Origin of the sequence: Achromobacter sp. DH1f (assembly GCF_000633435.1) — a bacterium.
GTDB lineage: Bacteria > Pseudomonadota > Gammaproteobacteria > Burkholderiales > Burkholderiaceae_B > Achromobacter > Achromobacter deleyi.
In genome coordinates this window covers 43,931-65,335 of record NZ_AYMF01000032.1, presented here as the reverse complement: position 1 = coordinate 65,335, position 21,405 = coordinate 43,931, and the positions used below count along the sequence as shown (strand labels likewise).

Annotated in this window: 17 protein-coding genes; 8 read left to right on the top strand and 9 right to left on the bottom strand. The window is 67.6% G+C overall.

Going from position 1 to position 21,405, the window contains the following annotated elements:
* Positions 1 to 768: type VI secretion system Vgr family protein (locus U858_RS0126245; protein ID WP_029954325.1), on the bottom strand; the 768-nt coding region annotated here is incomplete at its 3' end.
* A gap of 260 nt (positions 769 to 1,028) precedes the next feature.
* Between U858_RS0126245 and U858_RS0126240 the strand changes: the two genes are divergently transcribed.
* Complete coding sequence (locus tag U858_RS0126240; protein WP_025140098.1) at positions 1,029 to 1,946, top strand: DUF72 domain-containing protein; 918 nt, start codon at positions 1,029 to 1,031, stop codon at positions 1,944 to 1,946.
* A gap of 43 nt (positions 1,947 to 1,989) precedes the next feature.
* On the opposite strand, the gene U858_RS0126235 is transcribed toward U858_RS0126240, so the two are convergent.
* A complete protein-coding gene (locus U858_RS0126235) occupies positions 1,990 to 3,519 on the bottom strand; it encodes a PLP-dependent aminotransferase family protein (protein ID WP_369797731.1) in 1,530 nt (509 codons plus the stop codon).
* Between the two features lie 94 nt (positions 3,520 to 3,613).
* Between U858_RS0126235 and gabT the strand changes: the two genes are divergently transcribed.
* From gabT to U858_RS0126220, 3 genes are all read left to right on the top strand, one after another.
* On the top strand, positions 3,614 to 4,876 hold the full coding sequence (gene gabT / locus U858_RS0126230; RefSeq protein ID WP_025140096.1) for a 4-aminobutyrate--2-oxoglutarate transaminase: 1,263 nt from the start codon (positions 3,614 to 3,616) through the stop codon (positions 4,874 to 4,876).
* A gap of 148 nt (positions 4,877 to 5,024) precedes the next feature.
* The gene (locus tag U858_RS0126225) at positions 5,025 to 6,494 is read left to right on the top strand and encodes an NAD-dependent succinate-semialdehyde dehydrogenase (protein WP_025140095.1); all 1,470 of its coding nucleotides are present in this window, start codon (positions 5,025 to 5,027) and stop codon (positions 6,492 to 6,494) included.
* A gap of 204 nt (positions 6,495 to 6,698) precedes the next feature.
* Complete coding sequence (locus U858_RS0126220) at positions 6,699 to 7,553, top strand: inositol monophosphatase family protein (protein ID WP_025140094.1); 855 nt, start codon at positions 6,699 to 6,701, stop codon at positions 7,551 to 7,553.
* A 168-nt stretch (positions 7,554 to 7,721) separates the two neighbouring features.
* Here the strand turns inward: U858_RS0126220 and U858_RS0126215 are convergent, their stop codons facing one another.
* The 7 genes from U858_RS0126215 to U858_RS0126185 form a co-directional block, all read right to left on the bottom strand.
* Positions 7,722 to 8,540 carry an NAD-dependent protein deacetylase gene (locus tag U858_RS0126215; protein WP_025140093.1) on the bottom strand — a complete coding sequence of 273 codons (819 nt, stop codon included), beginning with the start codon at positions 8,538 to 8,540 and terminating at the stop codon, positions 7,722 to 7,724.
* Positions 8,541 to 8,571: 31 nt separating this feature from the next.
* Positions 8,572 to 9,519, bottom strand: a complete 948-nt coding sequence (epsC, locus tag U858_RS0126210; RefSeq protein ID WP_025140092.1) for a serine O-acetyltransferase EpsC — start codon at positions 9,517 to 9,519, stop codon at positions 8,572 to 8,574.
* A 194-nt stretch (positions 9,520 to 9,713) separates the two neighbouring features.
* On the bottom strand, positions 9,714 to 10,766 hold the full coding sequence (gene galE / locus U858_RS0126205; protein ID WP_025140091.1) for a UDP-glucose 4-epimerase GalE: 1,053 nt from the start codon (positions 10,764 to 10,766) through the stop codon (positions 9,714 to 9,716).
* Positions 10,767 to 10,778: 12 nt separating this feature from the next.
* Positions 10,779 to 12,452, bottom strand: coding sequence for a glucose-6-phosphate isomerase (gene pgi / locus U858_RS0126200; protein ID WP_025140090.1), 1,674 nt, complete (start codon positions 12,450 to 12,452; stop codon positions 10,779 to 10,781).
* A gap of 13 nt (positions 12,453 to 12,465) precedes the next feature.
* Complete coding sequence (locus U858_RS0126195) at positions 12,466 to 13,869, bottom strand: phosphomannomutase/phosphoglucomutase (RefSeq protein ID WP_025140089.1); 1,404 nt, start codon at positions 13,867 to 13,869, stop codon at positions 12,466 to 12,468.
* A gap of 18 nt (positions 13,870 to 13,887) precedes the next feature.
* Positions 13,888 to 16,149, bottom strand: coding sequence for a GNVR domain-containing protein (locus tag U858_RS0126190; protein ID WP_025140088.1), 2,262 nt, complete (start codon positions 16,147 to 16,149; stop codon positions 13,888 to 13,890).
* Between the two features lie 100 nt (positions 16,150 to 16,249).
* On the bottom strand, positions 16,250 to 17,386 hold the full coding sequence (locus U858_RS0126185) for a polysaccharide biosynthesis/export family protein (protein WP_025140087.1): 1,137 nt from the start codon (positions 17,384 to 17,386) through the stop codon (positions 16,250 to 16,252).
* A gap of 247 nt (positions 17,387 to 17,633) precedes the next feature.
* Here U858_RS0126185 and U858_RS0126180 point away from each other — a divergent pair, with 247 nt between their 5' ends.
* Genes U858_RS0126180 through U858_RS0126165 form a run of 4 tightly spaced genes read left to right on the top strand, consistent with a single transcriptional unit; the run spans position 17,634 to position 21,405 of the window.
* Positions 17,634 to 19,043 carry an undecaprenyl-phosphate glucose phosphotransferase gene (locus U858_RS0126180; RefSeq protein ID WP_025140086.1) on the top strand — a complete coding sequence of 470 codons (1,410 nt, stop codon included), beginning with the start codon at positions 17,634 to 17,636 and terminating at the stop codon, positions 19,041 to 19,043.
* Complete coding sequence (locus U858_RS0126175) at positions 19,033 to 19,578, top strand: GDP-mannose mannosyl hydrolase (protein WP_081821736.1); 546 nt, start codon at positions 19,033 to 19,035, stop codon at positions 19,576 to 19,578. The genes U858_RS0126180 and U858_RS0126175 overlap by 11 nt, the downstream gene beginning before the upstream one ends.
* Positions 19,575 to 21,005, top strand: coding sequence for a mannose-1-phosphate guanylyltransferase/mannose-6-phosphate isomerase (locus tag U858_RS0126170; protein WP_025140084.1), 1,431 nt, complete (start codon positions 19,575 to 19,577; stop codon positions 21,003 to 21,005). The genes U858_RS0126175 and U858_RS0126170 overlap by 4 nt, the downstream gene beginning before the upstream one ends.
* A complete protein-coding gene (locus tag U858_RS0126165; protein ID WP_025140083.1) occupies positions 20,992 to 21,405 on the top strand; it encodes a VanZ family protein in 414 nt (137 codons plus the stop codon). The genes U858_RS0126170 and U858_RS0126165 overlap by 14 nt, the downstream gene beginning before the upstream one ends.

Genomic DNA, 21,405 nt, shown 5'->3' with positions numbered 1-21,405 from the left:
CAGCGCCTGCGCGGCCACCGCGCGCTTGCCGCTGTCGTGCCAGCCCAGCACCGTGATGCTGTCGGGCGTGCGGCGGCGCTGGCGCACCAGGGCCTGCACGGTGTCGCGCGATTCCGTGGCGCTGGCGCGCTGGAACCGCACGCCGCCGCTGGCCGATTCCGCGTCTTCGGCCAGAGTGCGGCTGTCGGCAAAAATCTGCACCACGTGGCGCGCCGGCACCTCGGCGTCTTCCAGCACGGTCCAGCCCAGGCCGGCCTCGGCCAACAGGCGGCTGATGAAGGCGTAGTCGGTCTCGCGATACTGCGTGGTGTAGGGGCGCGGGGCCAGGTCGGCCAGCGCGCCTTCGACGTCGGCCGCGATGCGATAGACGTAGCCTTCGTAGGTGTCCAGCACGTGGCGCACGATGTCCAGCACTGGCTTGTTCTCGAACAGGCGGCTGGCGCGCCGCTGCGTGGCCAGCCACAGCCAGGGCGCCACCGTCAGCCGGTAGCGCGCCAGGCCCGCATCGCCGGCTAGCAGTTCCGCTTCGCGCACCACGCCGCTGCGGCCGCTGCGGCTGCCGTCGGCGCGCGTGGTCCAGAGCGTGACGGGACGCGAGATCATGTCCTGCAACGACAGGCCGGCATCATCCGACAGGGCCACCACGCGCAGTTGCGCCACGCCCGACAGCGCCTCGCGGCCGGTCCAGCCTTCGACATGCAGCGACGCCAGCGCACCCTCGCCTTGCAGGCGGTAGAGGCGGGCGTCGGAATTGAACAGGCCGCTCATTGGGGCAGCCCGACACGCAATAGCACCAATGACAGCATCAGGGATCTCCCATGTCGCATTGCACCTGCGCGCCGACAACGAGTGTCGATACGCCCCGGGGTCAACATCCCCGGTGGACAGGAAGAAATACCACGACGATCTGGCGTCAATGACAACCAACGTCGCTCAAGTTGCAACAAAAATTGAAAAAACGGCACGAGAATGAAAAAATCGAAGGCTTCCTATCCGTCGTGCCGCCCCCGCGGCGCTTGCCCCACGCCATGCGTCTGCTTGCCGGCACCGCTTCCTGGACCGACCCCACGCTCTTGGCTTGCGGCCGCTTCTATCCGCCCCACGCCAACAGCGCCGAAGCGCGCCTGCGCTTTTACGCCTCGCGTTTCGGCCTGGCCGAGGTGGATTCCAGCTATTACGCCCTGCCCAGCGCGGAAAACGCCTACCTGTGGGCGCAACGCACACCGGACGACTTCGTCTTCAACATCAAGGCGTACCGGCTGTTCACCGGCCACCAGACGCCGCTGACAGCATTGCCGGCCGATATCCGCCAGGAACTGGGCGACTGGCCCGAACCGGTGATCTACCACCGCGGCATGCCCGACGACCTGCGCGACGAACTGTGGCGCCGCTACACGCTGGCGCTGGAGCCGCTGCGCATGGCGGACAAGCTGGGCGCGGTGCATTTTCAGTTTCCGCCGTGGGTCCAGCGCGATGCGCGCGGCATGGCGCTGGTTGCCGACTGCGTGCGGCGCCTGGAAGACCATCTAGTGTCGGTGGAGTTTCGCCATCGCAGCTGGTTCGCCACGCCCGCAGCCACGGCGGCCACGCTGGCGATGGAACGCGAATTGGGGGTGGTGCATACCGTAGTCGATGCGCCGCAGGGCTTTGACAACAGCGTGCCCGCGGTATGGGAATGCACGCATCCCGACCTGACGCTGCTACGCCTGCACGGGCGCAACACGGCCACCTGGAACGCATCGGGCAGCGCGTCGTCGGGCCGTTTCCAGTACGAATATTCTGAAGAGGAACTAGCCGAACTGGTGCGCCGTTTCCAGCAGGTGGCGCAGCAGAGCGCGCAGGCGCACGCGGTGTTCAACACCAATTACGAAGACCAGGGCATGCGCAACGCCGCGGCGTTCAAGGCCGCGCTGGGCGGCCCCGGCGCGCCAGGCGGCTTGCTGTGAACGGGGCCGCGCCGCGCCTCGCACGGCGCGACGGCGGCATGCTCTAGCCGCCCGCCTCGGCCAACGCCAGCGGTGCCGGCGTGGTGCGCGCCACTTCCGCCAGGCTTTCCAGCAGCACTTCGAATTTGCGCGCGATGTCGTGCTCGGGCACGCAGGCGTAGCCCAGCAGCAAGCCAGGGCGGCGCCCTTCGGCGCTGATGTAGTAGCGCGACAGCGCACGGGTCAGCACGCCCTTACGGCGCGCCACGTCCACGACGCGCAGGTCGTCCATGTGTGCCGGCAGCGTCAGCACCAGGTGCAGGCCCGCCAGGCTGGCGTCGCGATGCAGCCAGTCAGGCCCCAGGCGCCGTTCGATCAGGTTGACCAGCATGGCGCGGCGGCGGGCGTACAGCATGCGCATGCGGCGGATGTGGGCCGCGTAGTGGCCTTCGGCGATGAAAGTGGCCAACGCCGCGTGCGTCATCAGGTGGCCTTCGCGGTACAGCTCGGCGTGGGCTGCCTGGAACGCGGCGGTCAGCGGCTTTGGCAGCACCAGATACCCCACCCGCAGGCCCGGATACAGCGTCTTGCTGAAGGTGCCCATGTAGATCACGGGCGCATCGGGCTCCAGCCCCAGCAGCGACGCGATGGGCCGGCCGGAAAAGCGGAACTCGCTGTCGTAGTCGTCTTCGATGATCCAGCTGCCGTGCTGGTGCGCCACGGCCAGCAGTTGGCGGCGGCGCGCCAGCGACATGACCGGCCCCAGCGGATACTGGTGCGACGGCGTGACGAAGATGAAGCGCGGCGGCGCGCCGCCGGGCAAGGCGCCGCCTTCCGGCAGGCGCATGCCTTCTTCGTCGACCGGCAGGTGCACCGTGCGCAGGCCATTGGCCTGCAGCACCGTGCGCGCGCCCCAATAGCCCGGGTCTTCGACCCAGGCGGTTTCGCCCGCTTCGCCCAGGATGCGCGTGGCCAGGTCGATGGCCTGGTGCGACCCTTCGGTGATAAGGATCTGGTCGGGGTCGCAGTCGATGGAACGCGTCAGCGCCAGGTGCTCGGCCAACGCCTCGCGCAGCGCCGGCAGGCCGCCGCCGTAGGCGTAGGTGAGCAGGTCGGGCGTGGGGTTGCGCCACAGCGCGGAAAAGATGCGGCCGAATTTCTTGTGGGGGAATTCGGTCAGGTCGGGCACGCCGGGCATGAAGGCGCCCCACTGGTAGGGCGAGGCCGACACGCCATCGACGATGGCGGCGCCGCGCGCGGACAGCGCCGGACGCGGCTGCGGCGTGGGCGCACGGCGCGACTGGCGGCCGCTGGCCAGGTAGGAATCGGGCAGCGAGGCGTTGACGAAGGTGCCGTTGCCCTGGCGGCTGCGGGTGTAGCCTTCGGCCAGCAGCTGGCTGTAGACGTGGACCACGGTGTTGCGGGCGATGCCGAGTTCGGCGGCCAGGTCGCGCGAGGCGGGCAGGCGGGAGTCCGCGGCAATGGAACCATCAAGGATGGCTTCGCGAATGCCATGATAGAGCCGCTTGTTCATCGGCCCGCCGGCGGCATCGGCCAGGCGCAGCAGCAGCAAATCCCCGACGATGGACCGCAATTGGTTCTACCTGATTTATAAAAGTGGTTCCCAACAATGGGGCCATAGTAGCATTAAATAAGGTTTTTCCCGCCCACTGCCATCCGAGGCTGAGATGAAGAATCAGGACCTGAATACCCGCCGTTCCCTGGCCACGCCGCGTGGCGTCGGCGTCATGTGCGATTTCTATGCCGTGCGCGCCGAAAACGCCACGCTGTGGGACGCCAACGGCAAGGAATACATCGATTTCGCGGGCGGCATCGCGGTGCTGAACACCGGCCACCTGCACCCCAAGGTCAAGGCCGCCGTCAGCGCCCAGCTCGACAACTTCACGCACACCGCCTACCAGATCGTGCCCTACGAGGGCTACATCTCGCTGGCCGAACGCATCAACCGCCTGGCCCCCATCGACGGCCTGAAGAAGTCCGCCTTCTTCACGACCGGCGTCGAAGCCGTCGAGAACGCCGTCAAGATCGCGCGCTCGGCCACCGGCCGTTCGGGCGTCATCGCCTTCTCGGGCTCGTTCCATGGCCGCACCATGCTGGGCATGGCGCTGACCGGCAAGGTCGCCCCCTACAAGCTGTCGTTCGGCCCGATGCCGGGCGACATCTATCACGTGCCCTTCCCCAACGCCACGCAGGCCATCACGGTGGCCGATTCGCTCAAGGCGCTGGACCTGCTGTTCAAGGTCGACATCGACCCCAAGCGCGTGGCAGCCATCATCATCGAACCGGTGCAAGGCGAAGGCGGCTTCAACATCACCCCGCCCGAACTCATGACCGCACTGCGCAAGGTCTGCGACGAACACGGCATTCTGCTGATCGCCGATGAAGTGCAGACCGGCTTTGGCCGCACCGGCAAGCTGTTCGCGATGGAACACCACTCGGTGCAGGCCGACCTGATCACCATGGCCAAGAGCCTGGGCGGCGGCTTCCCGATCTCGGGCGTGGTCGGCCGCGCCGACGTCATGGACGGCCCGGCCGCGGGCGGCCTGGGCGGCACCTACGCCGGCAACCCGCTGGCGGTGGCCGCGGCCCACGCCGTGCTGGACGTGATCGCCGAAGAAAAGCTGTGCGAACGCTCGGTCACCCTGGGTGACAAGCTGCGCGCCCACCTGGAAGGCCTGCGCGGCAAGGTGGCCGGCATCGCCGATGTGCGCGGCCTGGGCTCGATGGTGGCGCTGGAACTGAACGACGCCCATGGCAAGCCTGACGCCGAAGCCGTCAAGCGCGTGCAGGCCCGCGCCCTGGAACGCGGCCTGATTTTGCTAAGCTGCGGCGTATACGGCAACGTTCTGCGCTTCCTGTACCCCTTGACCATTCCCGATGCCCAGTTCGATCGCGCGCTGGCCATCCTGACCGAGTCGCTGGCCGCTTAAGGCCAAGTCGGCCCAGGTCAAGTCGGGTCCCGGCCCGATGATCCGGTTTTCCGGCCGCCGGGCACGGCGATTGCGGGCGTAGCGGATTTCCGCTGCGCCCGCGTCAATTCCGCCCCGGCGGCCGCGTTCCTATTAGGAGACTATTGCAATGACGTCTTTGACCCATCCCCTTTCGCGTCCCGACCTGCTGCGTGACGCCTGCTACATCGACGGCAAGTGGGTTGCCGCGGGCAATGGCCCGTCGATCCCCGTCGACAACCCGTCCACCGGCAAGACCATCGTGTCCGTGCCCAAGCTGGGCCGCAAGGAAACCGAACAGGCCATCGCCAGCGCCGAGGCCGCCCTGCCCGCCTGGAGCGCCAAGACCGGCAAGGAACGCGCCGCGATCCTGCTGAAGTGGTCCCAGCTGATGATGCAGAACCAGCAGGACCTGGCCGCCATCATGACCTCGGAACAGGGCAAGCCCGTGACCGAGGCGGCCGGTGAGATCGCCTACGCCGCGTCGTTCCTGGAGTGGTTTGCCGAAGAAGCCAAGCGCATCGACGGCGACGTGCTGCAAAGCCCCAAGGCCGGCCAGCGCCTGCTGGCGCTCAAGCAGCCCATCGGCGTGACCGCTGCGATCACGCCCTGGAACTTCCCGGCCGCGATGATCACCCGCAAGGTCGGCCCGGCGCTGGCCGCCGGCTGCACCATGGTGGTCAAGCCTGCCCAGCAGACCCCGCTGACCGCGCTGGCGCTGGCCGTGCTGGCTGAAGAAGCCGGCGTGCCGGCCGGCGTGTTCCACGTCATCACGGGCAGCTCGCGCGACATCGGCGCCGCGCTGTGCGAAAGCGACGTGGTGCGCAAGCTGAGCTTCACCGGTTCGACCGAAGTCGGCCGCACGCTGATGGAGCAATGCGCCCCCACCATCAAGAAGCTGTCGCTGGAACTGGGCGGCAACGCGCCGTTCATCGTGTTCGACGATGCCGACCTGGACCGCGCCGTGGACGGCATCCTGGCGTCCAAGTACCGCAACGCCGGCCAGACCTGCGTGTGCGCCAACCGCATCTACGTGCAGGCCGGCGTGTATGAGGAAATCGCCAAGCGCCTGGTGGCCAAGGTCAACGCCATGAAGGTGGGCGACGGCTTTGCCGACGGCGTGACGCAGGGTCCGCTGATCGACGCCAGCGCGGTGGAAAAGGTGCAGGAACACATCGCCGACGCCACCTCGCACGGCGCCAAGGTCATCGCGGGCGGCAAGCCGCATGCGCTGGGCGGCACGTTCTTCGAACCCACCGTGGTGCGCGACGTGACGCAGTCGATGCGCTTTGCCACCGAAGAGACCTTCGGCCCGGTCGCGCCGCTGTTCCGCTTTGAATCCGAAGACGAAGTCATCGGCATGGCCAACGACACCATCTTCGGCCTGGCCGCGTACTTCTTCACCCGCGACTACGCCCGCATCTGGCGCGTGTCCGAAGCGCTGGAATACGGCATCGTCGGCATCAACACCGGCCTGATCTCCAACGAAGTCGGCCCGTTCGGCGGCGTCAAGCAATCGGGCCTGGGCCGCGAAGGCTCGAAGTACGGCATCGAAGAGTACCTGGAGATCAAGTACCTCTGCGTCGACCTGGGCGCCTGAGCCCCGGCACTGCGCGGGCGCCGCTCGGCGCCCGTCCTGGCCGGATAAACGGGGCTCGGGTCCCGTTTATCCCCAGGAATTGTGGACAACCTGGCAGATAACTCCTGCACAGGTACAAAATTCCCTTTAAGTTCATACGGTTATAAATCGCGATCAATTGCCGCCCAGGCGTGATAGATTTGCGCGTTCCCTGGACGAGCGATTATGAGCAGATCATTTACCCGCGAGGACACCCGCCGGCTGGCGAGCATCCTGGCAGACGCGGCGCAGGCGGAAGTCATGCCGCGCTTTCGCAACCTGCCCGAGGGGTCCGTGCGCGACAAGACCTCGCCGCGCGACCTGGTCACCGACGCCGACGAGGCCGCCGAACGCCTGATCGCCGCGCGCCTGTCCAAGCTGCACCCCGGCGCCGTGCTGATCGGCGAAGAAGCCTCGACCCGCAACCCGGCGCTGCTGAACATGCTGGTGGACGCCGACCTGGCGTTCCTGATCGACCCCATCGACGGCACCCGCAACTATGTCGCCGGACTGCCGCTGTTCGGCATGATGATCGCCGCCTGTCATCGCGGCGACGTGATCGCCGGCGTGATCTACGACCCCGTCAATCGCGACAGCGCGCTGGCCGTGCGCGGCGAAGGCGCGTGGATGGAATATGAAAACGGCAAGCAGGCCGCGCTGGCCGTGGCCGCCCCGGCGCCGCCCGAGGACATGGATGGGCTGATTGCCACCGGCGCCCTGCCCGAGCCGCTGCGCACGACCGTCAACGGCAACCTGTCGCGGCTGGGCAGCACCGCCAGCCTGCGCTGCGCTGCGCACGAATACCGCATGCTGGCCGCCGGCCACAGCCACGTGGCGCTGTACAACCAGTTGACCGCGTGGGACCACGCCGCCGGCTGGCTGCTGCACCGCGAAGCGGGCGGCTACGCGGCGCGCTTTGACGGGTCGCCCTACAAGCCCACCCACCGCAGCGGCGGCCTGCTGTATGCCCCGGACGCGGGCAGCTGGCACGCGGCCCGCAAGGCCTTGATGGGCGACGCCATCCAGGACGCCGAGGGCTGAATCCCGGCGATCTCGGCCTTAAAAGTCGCTAAAAATCGGGGTTATCCCTAGGATTTATCCACAGTATCTGTGGACAACCCTATGGAAAGCTCTGTAACCGCGAGAAAAAACCCTTACAGGGCAGGGACTTGGTTAAACCGGTCAAAAACCGGCCGGTCTCTGTCCCCGTTATAGGGCGTCCAGCGCCACTGCGCAGGGCAGTTCCACCTTGAGCGTGAGCAGGTTGTCGGCCCGGGTGCGGCCCAGGTTGATGGCGGCGATCGGCATGCCATTGCGGGATGCCGCCGTCACAAACCGGTAACCGGAATAGACCATCAGCGACGAACCTGCCACCAGCACCGCGTCGGCGGCCATGAGGCCGGCGTTGGCCCGGTCGACCCGGTCGCGCGGCACGGTTTCGCCGAAAAACACGACGTCGGGTTTGACGATGCCGCCGCAGCGCGGACAGGGCGGCACGCGGAACGACGCAAAATCCACGCCGTCCAGGTCGGCGTCGCCGTCGGGCGCATCGTCGGCCTCGAAGGCGATCCAGTCGGGATTGCGTTCGTGCAGGGCTTCCTGCCAGGCCTGGCGGCCTCCCCGCCAATCGCAGTTCATGCAGCGTACTTCGTCCAGCCGGCCGTGCAGGTCGACCACGTCGCGGCTGCCGGCAGCCTCGTGCAGGCCGTCGACGTTCTGGGTCACCAGAATGGACACCAGGCCGCGGTGCTGCAGCCGCGCCAGCGCGCGGTGCGAGGCATTGGGCTGCACCTGGCCGAAACGGCGCCAGCCCACCATGCTGCGGGCCCAGTAGCGGGCCCGGGCCAGGTCGTCGCCCATGAACGTCTGCAAGGTCATGGGCGGCTTGCGCTTCCATTCGCCGTCGGTGTCGCGGTAGTCGGGAATGCCGGAATCGGTGCTGACGCCCGCCCCGGTCAGGACGAACAGCCGCGGGTGGCGGTCGACGAAGCCGCGCAGCGCGGCCAGATCCGAAACTCGTGTGTCCATCGTGGCTCCGAGGGCGTTTGGGCCGCGGGCGTCAGCCGCCCAGGCCGCAATCCGGCATGTCGCTGACCAGGCTGGCCTGGGTGACGTTGCTGCCCGGCGGCACGCTGCGCGTGAGCCAGACGTTGCCGCCGATGGTCGAGCCCTTGCCGATGGTGACGCGACCCAGGATGGTGGCGCCCGCGTAGATCACGACATCATCTTCGATCAGCGGATGGCGCGCCAGGCCTTTCTTGAGCTCGCCGTTTTCGCCGGGCGGGAAGCGCTTGGCGCCCAGCGTGACCATCTGGTAGAGCCGCACGCGGTCGCCGATGATGGCGGTTTCGCCGATCACGACACCGGTGCCGTGGTCGATGAAGAAGCTGCGGCCGATGGTGGCGCCGGGGTGGATGTCGATGCCGGTGTCGGCATGGGCGATCTCGGCCACGATGCGCGCCAGCATGGGCACGCCCAGCCGGTACAGCACGTTGGCCAGGCGGTGGTGGATCATGGCCGCCACGCCGGGGTAGCACAGCAGCACTTCGTCGACGCTGTGCGCGGCCGGGTCGCCCTGGTAGGCGGCGGTCACATCCAGGTCAAGCGCGGCGCGTACGCGCGGCAGCTCGGCGCCGAACTGGCGCACGATCTCGATGGCGCGCTGCTGGGTATCGGCCTGCAAGGCCGGATCGTGGCGCCCGACGTATTGCAGCTCCAGCCCGACCTGGTGCAGCAAGGCATCCAGCGCCGCGCCGATGGTGTGGCCGACGTAGAAGTCTTCGACTTCCTCGCGCAGGTCGATGGGGCCCAGGCGCATCGGGAACAAGGCGCCACAGAGGTCCTTGATGATCTGGCGCAGGCTTTCCTGGGACGGGAATTCACGCAGGCCGGCGTCTTCGCGCAGACGGCCGCGGGGGCCGCGCCAGGCGACGCGGGCCTCGCGCAGGCCGGACACAATGCTGTCCAGGTTCCAGTGGGCGGGCGGCAGGTAGGTCGGGCCGCTCATTGGGGCCGTCCCGTCGGGATGGAAAAGCCGGCGCGCAGGCCGGCCTGGGAATGAGAGTCGAACATGAGGGTGCCTCGCTGACGGTGCATCGCCGGATGACGGCCGGGCCGCGCGGCGATGCTGCTTCGCAATATATCCGTCAACTGTAACCGCTTGCGCGGCATTCGCGGAATTCGTCCGACAGGCTGTTGGGGTTATGCCGCAGGCGGATCGGCGTCGTAGCCTTCGGGGTTGCCCTGCTGCCAGCGCCAGCCGTCGGCGCACATGGCGTCCACGCCATGGCGGCTGCGCCAGCCCAGCAGCGAGGCCGCCAGCGCCGGGTCGGCCCACATGCGCTCGATGTCGCCCGGCCGGCGCGCCACCGTGCGCAGCGGAATGCGGCACTGGTTGACCCGTTCGAACGCGCGCACCAGTTCCAGCACGCTGGTGCCCTGCCCCGTGCCCAGGTTGACCGCGACAAAGCCAGGATGGCCGGCCGCATAGGCCAGGGCCCGCACATGCCCCTGGGCGAGATCCATGACGTGCAGGTAATCGCGCACGCCGGTGCCGTCTGCCGTGGCGTAGTCGTCACCGAACACGTTCAGGAAGGGCCGCCGCCCCACCGCCACCTGGGTGATGAAGGGGAACAGATTGTTGGGCACATCGCGCGGGCTTTCGCCGATCTGGCCGCTGGGATGCGCGCCGATCGGGTTGAAGTAGCGCAAGGTCACCGCGCCGAAATCCGGTTCGGCCGCACACAGGTCGCGCAGCATCTGCTCGACCATCAGCTTGGTGCGGCCGTAGGGGTTGGCGGGGGCCAGCGGGTGGGCTTCGGTGAACGGCAGCGACTGGGGTTCACCGTAGACCGTGGCGGACGAGCTGAACACCAGCCGCGCCACGCCGGTTTCGCGCATGGCGCGCAGCAACGCCAGCGAGCCCGCCACGTTGTTGTCGTAGTACTTGAGCGGGTCGGCCACCGATTCGCCCACGGCCTTGCAGCCGGCCAGGTGCAGCACGGCCTGCACCGGGTCGCCGTCGGCCGCCGCCCGCGCCAGCAAGCCCTGCACCTGGCCGGGCTGGCGGATGTCCCCTTCGACCAGGGAAATCCGCGCGCCGCACAGGCGTTCGACCCGCCGCACCGCCTCGGGGCTGCCGTTGCTGAAGTTGTCCAGCACCAGCGGCCGCTGGCCCGCGGCCAGCATCGCCACCAGCGTGTGGGCGCCGATGTAGCCCGCGCCGCCGGTGACCAATACCCGCATGTCCGCCATCGCCAGGCTCCGTCAGAGATGGGCAGCCACGCCGGGCACCCAGGCATGGCGCGGACGCGGCGCCTGCGCGTGGCCACGGTAGCGGTCGATCCAGTACGAGGTCGAGGCATCGTGGCCCCAGTCGACCACGCCGGCCGACACGGGCACCGCCAGCTCGCGCTCGATGCCGGTGGCCAGCCGCTTGCCCAGTTCCACGCCCCATTGATCGAAGGGGTTGATGCCCCAGACCACGCTCTGCACGAACACCTTGTGCTCGTACAGCGCCAGCAGCGCGCCCAGGCCGCGCGGGTCCAGCTGGCGCAGCACGATCAGCGTGGACGGTCGCCCGCCCGGATGCACCTGATGGCGGGCCAGGCTCAGCGCCTTGTCCGGGTCGTCGACATGGGCGACGTCCAGCAGCGCCTGTTCCAGCGACTTGCCGCGCAAGAGCGCCTGGCGCTGCGCCAGGCAGTTGGCCAGCAGCATGCGATGGGCATCCGGGCTATCGGCATGGCCTTGCAGGCTGGCGATGAAGTCCACCGGCGCGCCCTCGGCGCTCTGGTGCAGCCATTGGAAGAAGGTGTGCTGGCCGTCGGTGCCCGGCATGCCCCAGATGATGGGGGCCGTAGGCACGCCAACCTCGGCACCGTCACCGGCGACGCGCTTGCCCAGCGATTCCATTTCCAGCTGCTGCAGGTAGGTCACCAGGTGCAGCAGCCGGGCGCTGTAAGCGGCGATGTTCAGCGAGGTATGGCCCAGCACGCTGCAGTTGACCAGCCCGGCCAAGGCGAGCTGCACCGGCGCGTTGGACGCCAGCGGCGCCTGCTGGAAGTGCTGGTCCATGGCTTCGGCGCCGGCGCGCATGCCGATCAGCACCTCGGCGCCGACGGTCAGCGCGATGGACAGGCCGGCAACCGACCAGACGGAATAGCGTCCGCCGACCCAGTCGCACATGCGGAATACCTGGCTGGACGGCACGCCCAGCGCGCGGGCGGCGGGCACGTTGGCGGTCACGGCCGCCAGGTGCGCGGACACGTCGGCCACGCCGCCCTGCTTGAGCCAGGCGATGGCGGCGCGGGCGTTGTGCAGCGTCTCGGCGGTAGTGAAGGACTTGGACGACACCACCACCAGGCAGCGGCGCGGGTCCAGCCCCGCCACTGCATCATGGAAGGCATGGCCGTCGATGTTGGACACGAAGCGGATCTGGCGGCGCTGGCCCGCGCCGCCAAAGGCCTGGATGGCCAGGCGCGGCCCCCAGTCGCTGCCGCCGATGCCGATGTGCAGCACGGTCGAGAAATCGGCCGTCTGGTCGGTGCGGCGCACGAAGTCGGCCATGCGCGAATATTCGCAGACCGAATCTTCGTCCTGCCCGTCCGGTTGTTCGCGGGTGCGGCCGGCCCGCAGCGCCGTGTGCCAGGCGGGCTTGTCTTCGGTCCAGTTGACCGGACCGCCCGCGAACAGCGCCTGGCGCGCCGCGTCCAGCCCGCGAGCGCGCAGCAGCGCCAGGGCGGCCGCGTCCAGCGCCGGCGATTGCCGTTGCATGGTCAGGTCCACGCACAGGCCCGCGGCCTCGATCACCTTGAGCGCGCTCGCATCCAGCGGCGCGTCGACCGCTGCCTGCGCATACGCCTGCCATTCGGGGCTGTCGGCCAGCCCTGCCGTCTCGCTGTCGGCCGGGGCCTCTATCGCAAAATTCGCCTTTCCCATCGCGTGATGCTCCTTAGAACGGTAAACGGATATGAGGTGCAATGCGCCGGAACGCGTTGCGAAAGTCCTCCTCGATGCGGGCCAGGGCGGCCACGGTGTCTCCTTCAAAACGCAGCACCACCGTCGACGTGGTGTTGGACGGCCGCGCCAGGCCGAAGCCGTCGGCGTAGTCGACCCGCACACCGTCCATGTTGTTGATGGAGAGCGCGCCCGGGAATTCCCCGTTTTCGCGCAGTGCCTCCACCAGTTCGACGTGTTCGCCTTCGGCGGTTTCCAGCTTGATTTCGGGGGTAGCGCAGGACTGCGGCAGGCTTTCGAGCAGCGCCGAGGGGTCCGGCGCCGCGGACAGGATCTCCAGCAGTCGGGCGGCGGCATACAGGCCGTCGTCAAAGCCGTACCAGCGTTCCTTGAAGAAGATGTGGCCGCTCATCTCGCCGGCCAGCAGCGCGCCGGTTTCGCGCATCTTCGCCTTGACCAGCGAATGGCCCGTGCGGCACATGGTGGCCTTGCCGCCCGCTTCGACGACGGCGCGGGCCACGTGGCGGCTGCACTTGACGTCGTACAGGATCTCGGCGCCCGGGTTGCGCGCCAGCACGTCGCGGGCGAACAGGATCAGCTGCCGGTCGGGCCAGATGATCTGGCCGGACTTGCTGACCACGCCCAGCCGGTCGCCGTCGCCGTCGAACGCCAGGCCGACCTCGCAATCGGAATAGCGCAGGCAATAGATCAGGTCCTGCAGGTTCTGCGGGTCGGCCGGGTCCGGATGATGGCCGGGAAACGAGCCGTCTACCTCGCAGAACAGCTCGGTGACCTCGCAGCCCAGCGCGCGGAACAGCGCCGGCGCCACCGCGCCGGCCACGCCGCTGCCGCAGTCGATCGCGATCTTCATCGGCCGCGTCATGCGGATGTCGCCCAGCAGCCGCGCCGCATAGCACGGCTGCATCTGCATCTGGGTGCGCCCGCCCGCCACGCTGGCCGATTCGATCGGCAGGCGCATGGCGTCACGCAGCGCCGTGATGCCCTCGCCGTACAGCGACGCGCCGTCCAGCACGATCTTGAAGCCGTTGTAGGCCGGCGGGTTGTGGCTGCCGGTGATAGCGATGCCGGCGCCGGTGTCCATCAGCCGCGCGGCGAAATAGACCATCGGCGTGGTCGCCATGCCGATGTCGATGACGTGCATGCCGGCCGAGCGCAGCCCGGCCTGCAGCGCCGCCGCCAATTCCACGCTGCTCAGGCGGCCGTCGCGCCCCACCACCACGGCGCGTGCGCCCAGATCGCGCGCCCGCACGCCCACCGCCATGCCCAGGCTATGGGCGAAGCGCGCGTCGATCTCGTCCGGCACCGTGCCGCGTATGTCATAAGCCTTGAAGACCGCATCCAGGATCTGCGGGGATTCCCAGCCAAAAGTTCCATGCATGCCAGTTCTCCGCGGAGGTTACTTGGGGCCGTTCTGCTTGAAATCGCCGTAGTACGCCGCCCGCGAATATCGGTAGCCACCGTACTTGGACCGGAAGCCGAACCGCTCGGGCATCAGCTTCAGGCCGTTGAACAGCACCCCGTCCACCGGCGCCCCCGCCTGGATCAGCCGCTTGGCCGTCTCGCGGATTTCGCCCACGGTATTCATGCCCGACCGCACCACCACCATGACCGCCGCCGCATGCGTGCCGACCACGGCCGCATCCGGCGAGGACAGCACCGGCGCGGTGTCCAGGATCACCATGTCGTACTGGCTGGACAGCTCGCGCAGCGTCTGGCCGAAGATCGGCGACGCCAGCAGTTCCGACGGATCGAAGGTGACCGCGCCAGTGGCGATGAAGTCCACGCCTTCGGACACGCTGTGCTTGCGCACGCGTTCCAGCGGGATGGTGCCCGACAGCACTTCGAACAGGCCGTCTTCCTTGGGCACGCCGAAATAGCGGTTCAGCTGGCCCTTGCGGAAGTCGGCATCGATCAGCAGTACGCGTTTGCCGACGCCACCCTGGATGAAGGCGAAGTTGGCCGACAGGAACGACTTGCCCACGCCCGCCACCGGCCCGGTGAACATGACCATGTTGTTGGCCGACTGGCGCAGCGACGCCTGCAACACGTTGCGGAACGACCGCAGGCTTTCGATGGGCGGCGCATTGCCCTGGCTTTGCGCCAGCAGCGCCGGCACCATGGCGTTCTTGCGCCGGCTGCGGCGCCACAGCTTGTCCTGCAGGTCGCTGTGGGGAATGGCGGCCAGCACCGGCAGGCCGGTGTAGCGTTCCACGTCGTCCGGCTCGGACAAGCCGCCGAACAGCGCATTGCGCACGAAGGCGCACAGCACGCCGAAGATCAGGCCGATGGCCGTGGCCACGCCGATGATGATGGCGGCCTTGGGGCGCACCGGCTTGTCCGGCTGCACCGCGGCATCCAGGATGCGCACGTTGCCGACCTTGCCCGCGCGGATCAGGCGCAATTGCTGCGCATTGTTCAGCAGCCCCGTGTACAGCTCGGTGTTGACGCGCACGTCGCGCACCAGGCGCACCACGTCCTGCTCCAGGTCGGGCAATTGCTTGATGTTGTTGCCGATGCGGTTGACGTCGCCCGTCAGCGACGCGATCTGGCGGTCGATGGCCACGATGCTGGGGTGGGTCGGCGCGAACCGGGTGATCAGTTCCTGGCGCTTGGCGCGCAGTTCCATCACCTTGGTCTGGGCGTCGACCGATTGCGCCAGGATCAGCTTGGCTTCTTCGCTCAGGTCGATGGTGCCGCGCTTGTTGCGCAGCGAGTTGTACTTGGTTTCGGCCGCGTCCAGTTCCTGCTTGAGCTGCGGCAATTGCTTGTCCAGGAACGCCAGCGACTTCTCGGCCTGGGCCGACTTGCGGTTGACGTTCTGCTGCACGTATTCCTGGCCGATCTGGTTCAGCACGGCGGTGGTCAGCACGGGATCATTGCCTTCCATCGTCACGCCGATGACGCCCGACGTGCGGCCGCGTTCAAAGATGCCCAGGCGCGACTGCACGTCCTCGATGGCCGCCAGGCGCGAGCTGCGTGACACGGTGAATTCCGTGCCCGGGCGGCCGCTGAGCGCATCGATGTGCACGTCCATCGCCCCGCCGCCCGGCAAGAGGAAATGTTCCGGCTTGCCCACCGTGCCCTTGAAGGTGGACCCGGTGACCTTGTCGAACAGCGTGTAGGCGCCCTCGCCCTGCGTCGTCACGCGAAACGGCTTGCCCAGCCATTCGTTGGGCACGTCCAGCTGCGAGATCGAAATGGATTCGCCGCCCCAGGCATAGCCGCCGCGCGGCAGGCCGGAGGGGTACGGCAGGCTTTCATGGCGCTGCGCCAGCCATTCGCCCACCACCGGGAAATAGCGCGGCTTGGCGTGGATGTACAGCATGAACTTGTCGACGGCCGGCCCCACCACCATGCGCGAACGCAGCACTTCCATTTCGCCGGAGGTCTCGGCCTTGGTGTCGAAAATGGCCGAGACGTCGCCCAGCAGGCTGCGGCTCTGGCCTTGCGGCAGTTCCTCCTCCACCTGGACGATGATGTCGGCCTGGTAGACCGATGGCGTCACCATCACGTAGAGGGCGGCGCCCAACAGCGCGACCAAAGTGATGGCGATGATCAGCCATCGGTTGGAGAAGATGGCGTCCACGTGCGAGGACAGCGGGGTTTCCTGCTGGCGAGCCGGGACGGAGGGCTCGAACGATTCGATAGGCAACGACATGCAGCTCTCCAAGAATAGGCGCCGCCGCGGTCGCGACGCCCCCAAAGGCGTGGGTCGGGGCCCGCACGCGCCCAGCGGCGCCGGGCGGGCCCCGGGTCGATTACTTGATGGAATGCACGGTCTGCACCGTTTGCGCGCTGGGGAACAGGTTGCTGATGAAGCGGTTCCACCGCACCAGGGCCGCTGTATCCACGAACACGACGTCTTTGGGTTGCAACTCGAACTTCTCCGCCACCGCGTAAGCCTGCGGCGATGCGGCGTTCAGATGGAACACCAGCGGCGTCGCCTGCTCGGTACTGCGCACCACAAACACCTGTGACGAGTCCGCAGTCAGCTGGTTGGGTCCTCCGGCCACACCCAGCGCTTCGTTCAGCGTCAGCCTTCCATCCCTCATCACAATCGAGGCGGGCGTAGTCACTTCGCCCGTCACGAACACCTTGCTGTCGTCTCGCGGCGTCACCCGGACGATGTCGCCCGACTTGAGCATGACATGGTTCAGGTCCTGCCCACGGTCGATCAGGGCGGGCAGGTTGACGCGGGTCGGCTTGCCTTCGCGGATGACATAGACACTGCTGCGATCGCCCGTGGGCAGGATGCCGCCCGCGCGATTGATCGCTTCCAACAGGGTCATGGGAATGTCGTTGATCGCGACGGTGCCCGGCGTCTTGACTTCACCCTCGACGTAGACTCGCTTGCTGCGGTAGCCCAGCACCCGCACCGTGATCTGCGGATCCTGGATGTATTTACCCGAACTGTTCACTATGAGATTGCGCGCCTGAAGTTCCGTCAAGCCCGCCACTTTCAGCAGTCCTGTATAGGGAAATTGGATGTATCCAGTGGATGAGACCGTATAGCCCGGAATGCCCGAGGCGGTATCCCCGAAGGCTAGTTCGGTCACCCCAGTGCCGATGGCGTAGGTTTGCGTCGGAAGCACGAGCTCGGGGTGATCCCACACGACGATCGAAAGAATGTCGCCGGGTCCGATGCGGTACGGCTCGGTCTTGTCGACCAGCTTGGACACGCCGTCGTTGTCCAGCAGCGCCTGGCGGGCGCGGTTGTCGGCCAGCACCAGGCTGGGCGTGATTTCCCGGATCTCCGCCACCGAATTCGGATCGAGCGGATCGACGCGATGCTTGGCGTCGAAGGTCATGCCGGGGGAAAGGGCGCAAGCGCCCAGCGAGGACACGAGCGCGATGGCAGCAATGGCTCGGCTCAACGTTCCGAAAAATGTCGTCATGGCAAATCCACAGTGAATGACTTCGTTGCTTGGAAAGGAGCCCGATGCGTAACGGGTTGCGACATTCCACTCTCTTTTCCAGACCCCGCACATTCGACGGATGCCCTAAGCCTTCTCCTACATCGTTTGGAGGTTTCGGGTGGCTCTTGCACTCAATAAGATTCCCACGGTAGCCACATGCTTTGCGGCAGTGCACCGTTGTTTTCCACGCGGCCGCAGGGCGACTCCCCCCACCCAGGAGTTCGCGATGGATTCGTCCCAATCGGACACGTCGGCAAGATTCAATCGTTCCAGCTATCTGTACCGCATGCTGGACGCCGCAATCGTCGTCATCTGCGGCCTGGCCGTCACCGAACTGAAGTTCGCCGACGAGACCCTGGCGGACCCGCCGCAGATCCATCTGTTCCTGATCTATCTGTGCGGCCTGGGCGTCATCGCGCTCTTTCCCGCCTTCCGCCTGTATGTGTCGTGGCGCGGGCGGATGCTGACCGACCTGGTGGTGCGCAGCCTGGCGGCGTGGGCTACCGTGTTCGCGCTGGGCATTCTGGTCAGTTTTCTCATGCATCAGAGCGCGGCGGTATCGCGCATGTGGGCGGCCACGTGGTTCGGCACGGCCGCCCTGGCGCTGGCTGGCGTACGCCTGGCGGTCTACGCCGTGCTGGGCGCGGCGCGCGACCGCGGGTTGAACCAGAAGCGTGTGCTGCTGGTGGGCTTTGGCGCGCTGGGCCATGACCTGTGGCGCCGGGTGGAACGCTATCGCGAGGCCGGCTACGAAGTGGCGGGCATCTACGCCGAACCGCACGAAAGCCTGCCCCCGCAGGTGCGGCGGCTGCATCAACTGGACGCCCTGCACGGCTTCGTGCGCGAACACAACGTGCGCGAAGTGTGGATCGTGCTGCCGATGGAGGCCGGCCAGGAACTGCGCGAAGTGCTGTATCACCTGCGCAACGACCTGGTGGACATCCGCTGGATTCCCGACGTGATGTCGATCCAGCTGCTGGGCCATCGCATCGGCGAGTTCCTGGGCTTGCCCGCCATTCAGCTGAACAGCCTGCCGGCCGCGGGCGTGCGCGGCCTGGCCAAGGAAGCCTTCGACCGCAGCTTTGCCTTCTGCGCCCTGATCGGCCTGTCGCCGCTGATGCTGGGCGTGGCCTGCCTGGTCAAGCTGACGTCGCGCGGGCCGGTGCTGTTCACCCAGCCGCGCCTGGGCGTAGACGGCAAGGTCTTCCATGTCTACAAGTTCCGCACCATGACCGTGCACCAGGAACACGGCGTGGTCACCCAGGCCACGCGCGACGATGCCCGCATCACCCGCATCGGCGGCTTCCTGCGCCGCACCAGCCTGGACGAGCTGCCGCAGTTCTTGAACGTGCTGCGCGGCGACATGTCGGTGGTCGGCCCGCGCCCGCACGCGCTGGAACACAACGAGCTGTACAAGGACCTGGTGCAGCGCTACATGATGCGGCACCGCGTCAAGCCGGGCATCACCGGCTGGGCGCAGGTCAACGGCCTGCGCGGCCAGACCGACACGCTGCGCAAGATGAGCGACCGGGTCGAGCACGACATCTACTACATCCAGCACTGGACGTTCCGGATGGACCTGATGATCATCGCCCGCACGGCGGTCTCCGGATGGACGGGCCGAAATGTCTACTGAACCCCTGGGCTGGCCCGCCCTGGCCGGCGTGCGCGCCCGCCCTGCCCCCCGCCCCGCCCCGGCCGCCCCCGGCCTGTTGCCCGAGGATGACTTTCGCCGGGCGGTGCAGATGCTGCCGCTGGTGTCCATCGACCTCTTGCTGCGCGACCCCGCCGGGCGCTACCTGACCGGCCTGCGCTGCAATCCGCCCGCCCAGGGCGCCTGGTTCGTGCCGGGCGGACGCGTGCGCAAGGACGAAACGCTGGCCCAGGCGCTGCGCCGGCTGGCCCGCGAAGAATTGGGCCTGACGCTGCCGCCGCAGGCCTGGCGCCCACGCGGCGTGTACGAACACTTCTATGGCACCAATTTTGCCGGCGAGAACGGCCGCTCCACCCATTACATCGTTCTCGCCTACGAAGCCCAGCTGGCGCTGGATACCGCCAGCCTGCCGCTGGGGCAGCACCGACGCTACCGCTGGCAGCCGCCGGCGGCGATTGCCGCCGATCCCGGCGCGCACCCGTACACCCAGGCCTACTTCAAGGAGTCAGCGCCATGACCAACCCCCATCCCCCGTACCGGGCTGTCATCCTTTGCGGCGGCTCGGGCTCGCGCCTGTGGCCGTTGTCGCGGGAACTGTTGCCCAAGCAGTTCATCCGTTTGACCGATGACCGCAGCCTGCTGCAGAACACCCTGCGGCGGCTGGGATCGGCCGGCGCGCAGGCCCGCCCGATGCTGGTCTGCAACGAGGCGCACCGCTACATTGCCGCCGAGCAGGCGCTGGAGCTGGACATCCAGGACGCCGAGATCGTGCTGGAACCCTTTGCCCGCAACACCGCCCCGGCGATTGCCGCGGCCACCCTGCGGGCGATGCGCGACGGCGAAGACCCGGTGATGCTGATCATGCCGTCGGACCACGTGCTGGAAGACGGTCCGGTGCTGGCCGAGGCCTTTGCCCAGGCCTACCAGGCCGCCCGCCAGGGCGCGCTGGTGACCTTCGGCATCACGCCCACGGCGCCGCTGAGCGGCTATGGCTACATTCAATCCGCCGAACCGGATGACCTGGCCCCTGCCCGCCGGGTGCGCCGCTTTGTCGAAAAGCCGTCGCCGGAAGTCGCCCAGCGCTTCATCGAAGACGGCGGCTATTACTGGAACAGCGGCATGTTCGCCTTCCAGGCCTCGGTCTTCCTGGCGGAAATGGAACGGCTGGCGCCCAAGATCCTGGCCCAGGTGCGCCTGGCCGTCAGCGCCGGCCACGGCGAAAGCGCCCTGTTCCAGCTGGACGGCGCCGCCTTCGAGGCCTGCCCCAGCGACTCGATGGACTACGCCATCATGGAACGCACCGACAGCGCCGTGGTGATTCCGCTGGCGGCCTCCTGGAGCGACGTCGGCGCCTGGGACGCGGTCTGGGGCATCGCCCAGAAGACGGCGGAAGGCAATTCCACCACCGGCGACGTCATGGTCGAAGACTCGCGCAACTGCCTCATCCATTCGACCAGCCGCCTGGTGGCCTCGGTGGGGCTGGACGACATCGTGGTGATCGAAACGGCCGACGCCGTGCTGGTCGCCCACAAGACGCGGTCGCAGGACGTCAAGCGGCTGGTCGAGGTCTTCAAGACCCAGCACCGGTCGGAGATGAACCATCACCGCGAAGTGCAGCGCCCCTGGGGCTCGTACGACTCGGTGGGCCACGGTCCGCGCTATCAAGTCAAGCGCATCACGGTCAAGCCTGGCGCCCGCCTGTCGTCGCAGATGCACCATCACCGCGCCGAGCACTGGGTGGTCGTGTCGGGCACCGCCCGCATCTACAACGGCGACAAGCAGTACCTGCTGACCGAGAACCAGTCGACCTACATCCCGCTGGGCGAGGTCCACAGCCTGGAGAACCCCGGCAAGATCCCGCTCGAAATCATCGAGGTGCAATCTGGCGCCTATCTGGGCGAAGACGACATCGTGCGTTTCCAGGACATGTATGGCCGGGTATGACGCGCGGGACGCGGCCTCATCCTTTTGGCGTCCCGGCGTAGCCCGCTACTGCCTGCCCGCCGCCGCGGCATTCTTCGGCGTGCTGATCACGGTGGGCAACCTGCCGGGGCTGGCGGCCCAGATGTCCGACACCTTCGGCGACAAGCGGCTGCACCTGGCCGCCTACGCCTTCCTGACCCTGCTGATCTATGCCTCGGTGCAGCGCCGGCCCGGGCTGACGGCCTTGCTGGCGGTGACGGCGCTGGGTGCGCTGGACGAATGGATCCAATCCTTTTTTGCCTATCGCCAAGCTGAACTCTTAGACCTTTTGGCCGATATCTCCGCGGCGGGTGCGACAGTAATCTCGTTGAACATCGGTTCCGCAGCCTTCGGCTCTTTTCGTGCAATGACTAAGTCTTAA

Excerpts from the sequence above, each read along its gene's own strand:
- epsC (WP_025140092.1), bottom strand. The coding sequence starts at position 9,519 with ATGAGCGGCCCGACCTACCTGCCGCCCGCCCACTGGAACCTGGACAGC.
- U858_RS0126165 (WP_025140083.1), top strand. The coding sequence starts at position 20,992 with ATGGCCGGGTATGACGCGCGGGACGCGGCCTCATCCTTTTGGCGTCCC.
- U858_RS0126180 (WP_025140086.1), top strand. The coding sequence starts at position 17,634 with ATGGATTCGTCCCAATCGGACACGTCGGCAAGATTCAATCGTTCCAGC.
- gabT (WP_025140096.1), top strand. The coding sequence starts at position 3,614 with ATGAAGAATCAGGACCTGAATACCCGCCGTTCCCTGGCCACGCCGCGT.
- galE (WP_025140091.1), bottom strand. The coding sequence starts at position 10,766 with ATGGCGGACATGCGGGTATTGGTCACCGGCGGCGCGGGCTACATCGGC.
- U858_RS0126220 (WP_025140094.1), top strand. The coding sequence starts at position 6,699 with ATGAGCAGATCATTTACCCGCGAGGACACCCGCCGGCTGGCGAGCATC.
- U858_RS0126215 (WP_025140093.1), bottom strand. The coding sequence starts at position 8,540 with ATGGACACACGAGTTTCGGATCTGGCCGCGCTGCGCGGCTTCGTCGAC.
- pgi (WP_025140090.1), bottom strand. The coding sequence starts at position 12,452 with ATGGGAAAGGCGAATTTTGCGATAGAGGCCCCGGCCGACAGCGAGACG.
- U858_RS0126185 (WP_025140087.1), bottom strand. The coding sequence starts at position 17,386 with ATGACGACATTTTTCGGAACGTTGAGCCGAGCCATTGCTGCCATCGCG.
- U858_RS0126240 (WP_025140098.1), top strand. The coding sequence starts at position 1,029 with ATGCGTCTGCTTGCCGGCACCGCTTCCTGGACCGACCCCACGCTCTTG.
- U858_RS0126195 (WP_025140089.1), bottom strand. The coding sequence starts at position 13,869 with ATGCATGGAACTTTTGGCTGGGAATCCCCGCAGATCCTGGATGCGGTC.
- U858_RS0126175 (WP_081821736.1), top strand. The coding sequence starts at position 19,033 with ATGTCTACTGAACCCCTGGGCTGGCCCGCCCTGGCCGGCGTGCGCGCC.
- U858_RS0126225 (WP_025140095.1), top strand. The coding sequence starts at position 5,025 with ATGACGTCTTTGACCCATCCCCTTTCGCGTCCCGACCTGCTGCGTGAC.
- U858_RS0126190 (WP_025140088.1), bottom strand. The coding sequence starts at position 16,149 with ATGTCGTTGCCTATCGAATCGTTCGAGCCCTCCGTCCCGGCTCGCCAG.
- U858_RS0126170 (WP_025140084.1), top strand. The coding sequence starts at position 19,575 with ATGACCAACCCCCATCCCCCGTACCGGGCTGTCATCCTTTGCGGCGGC.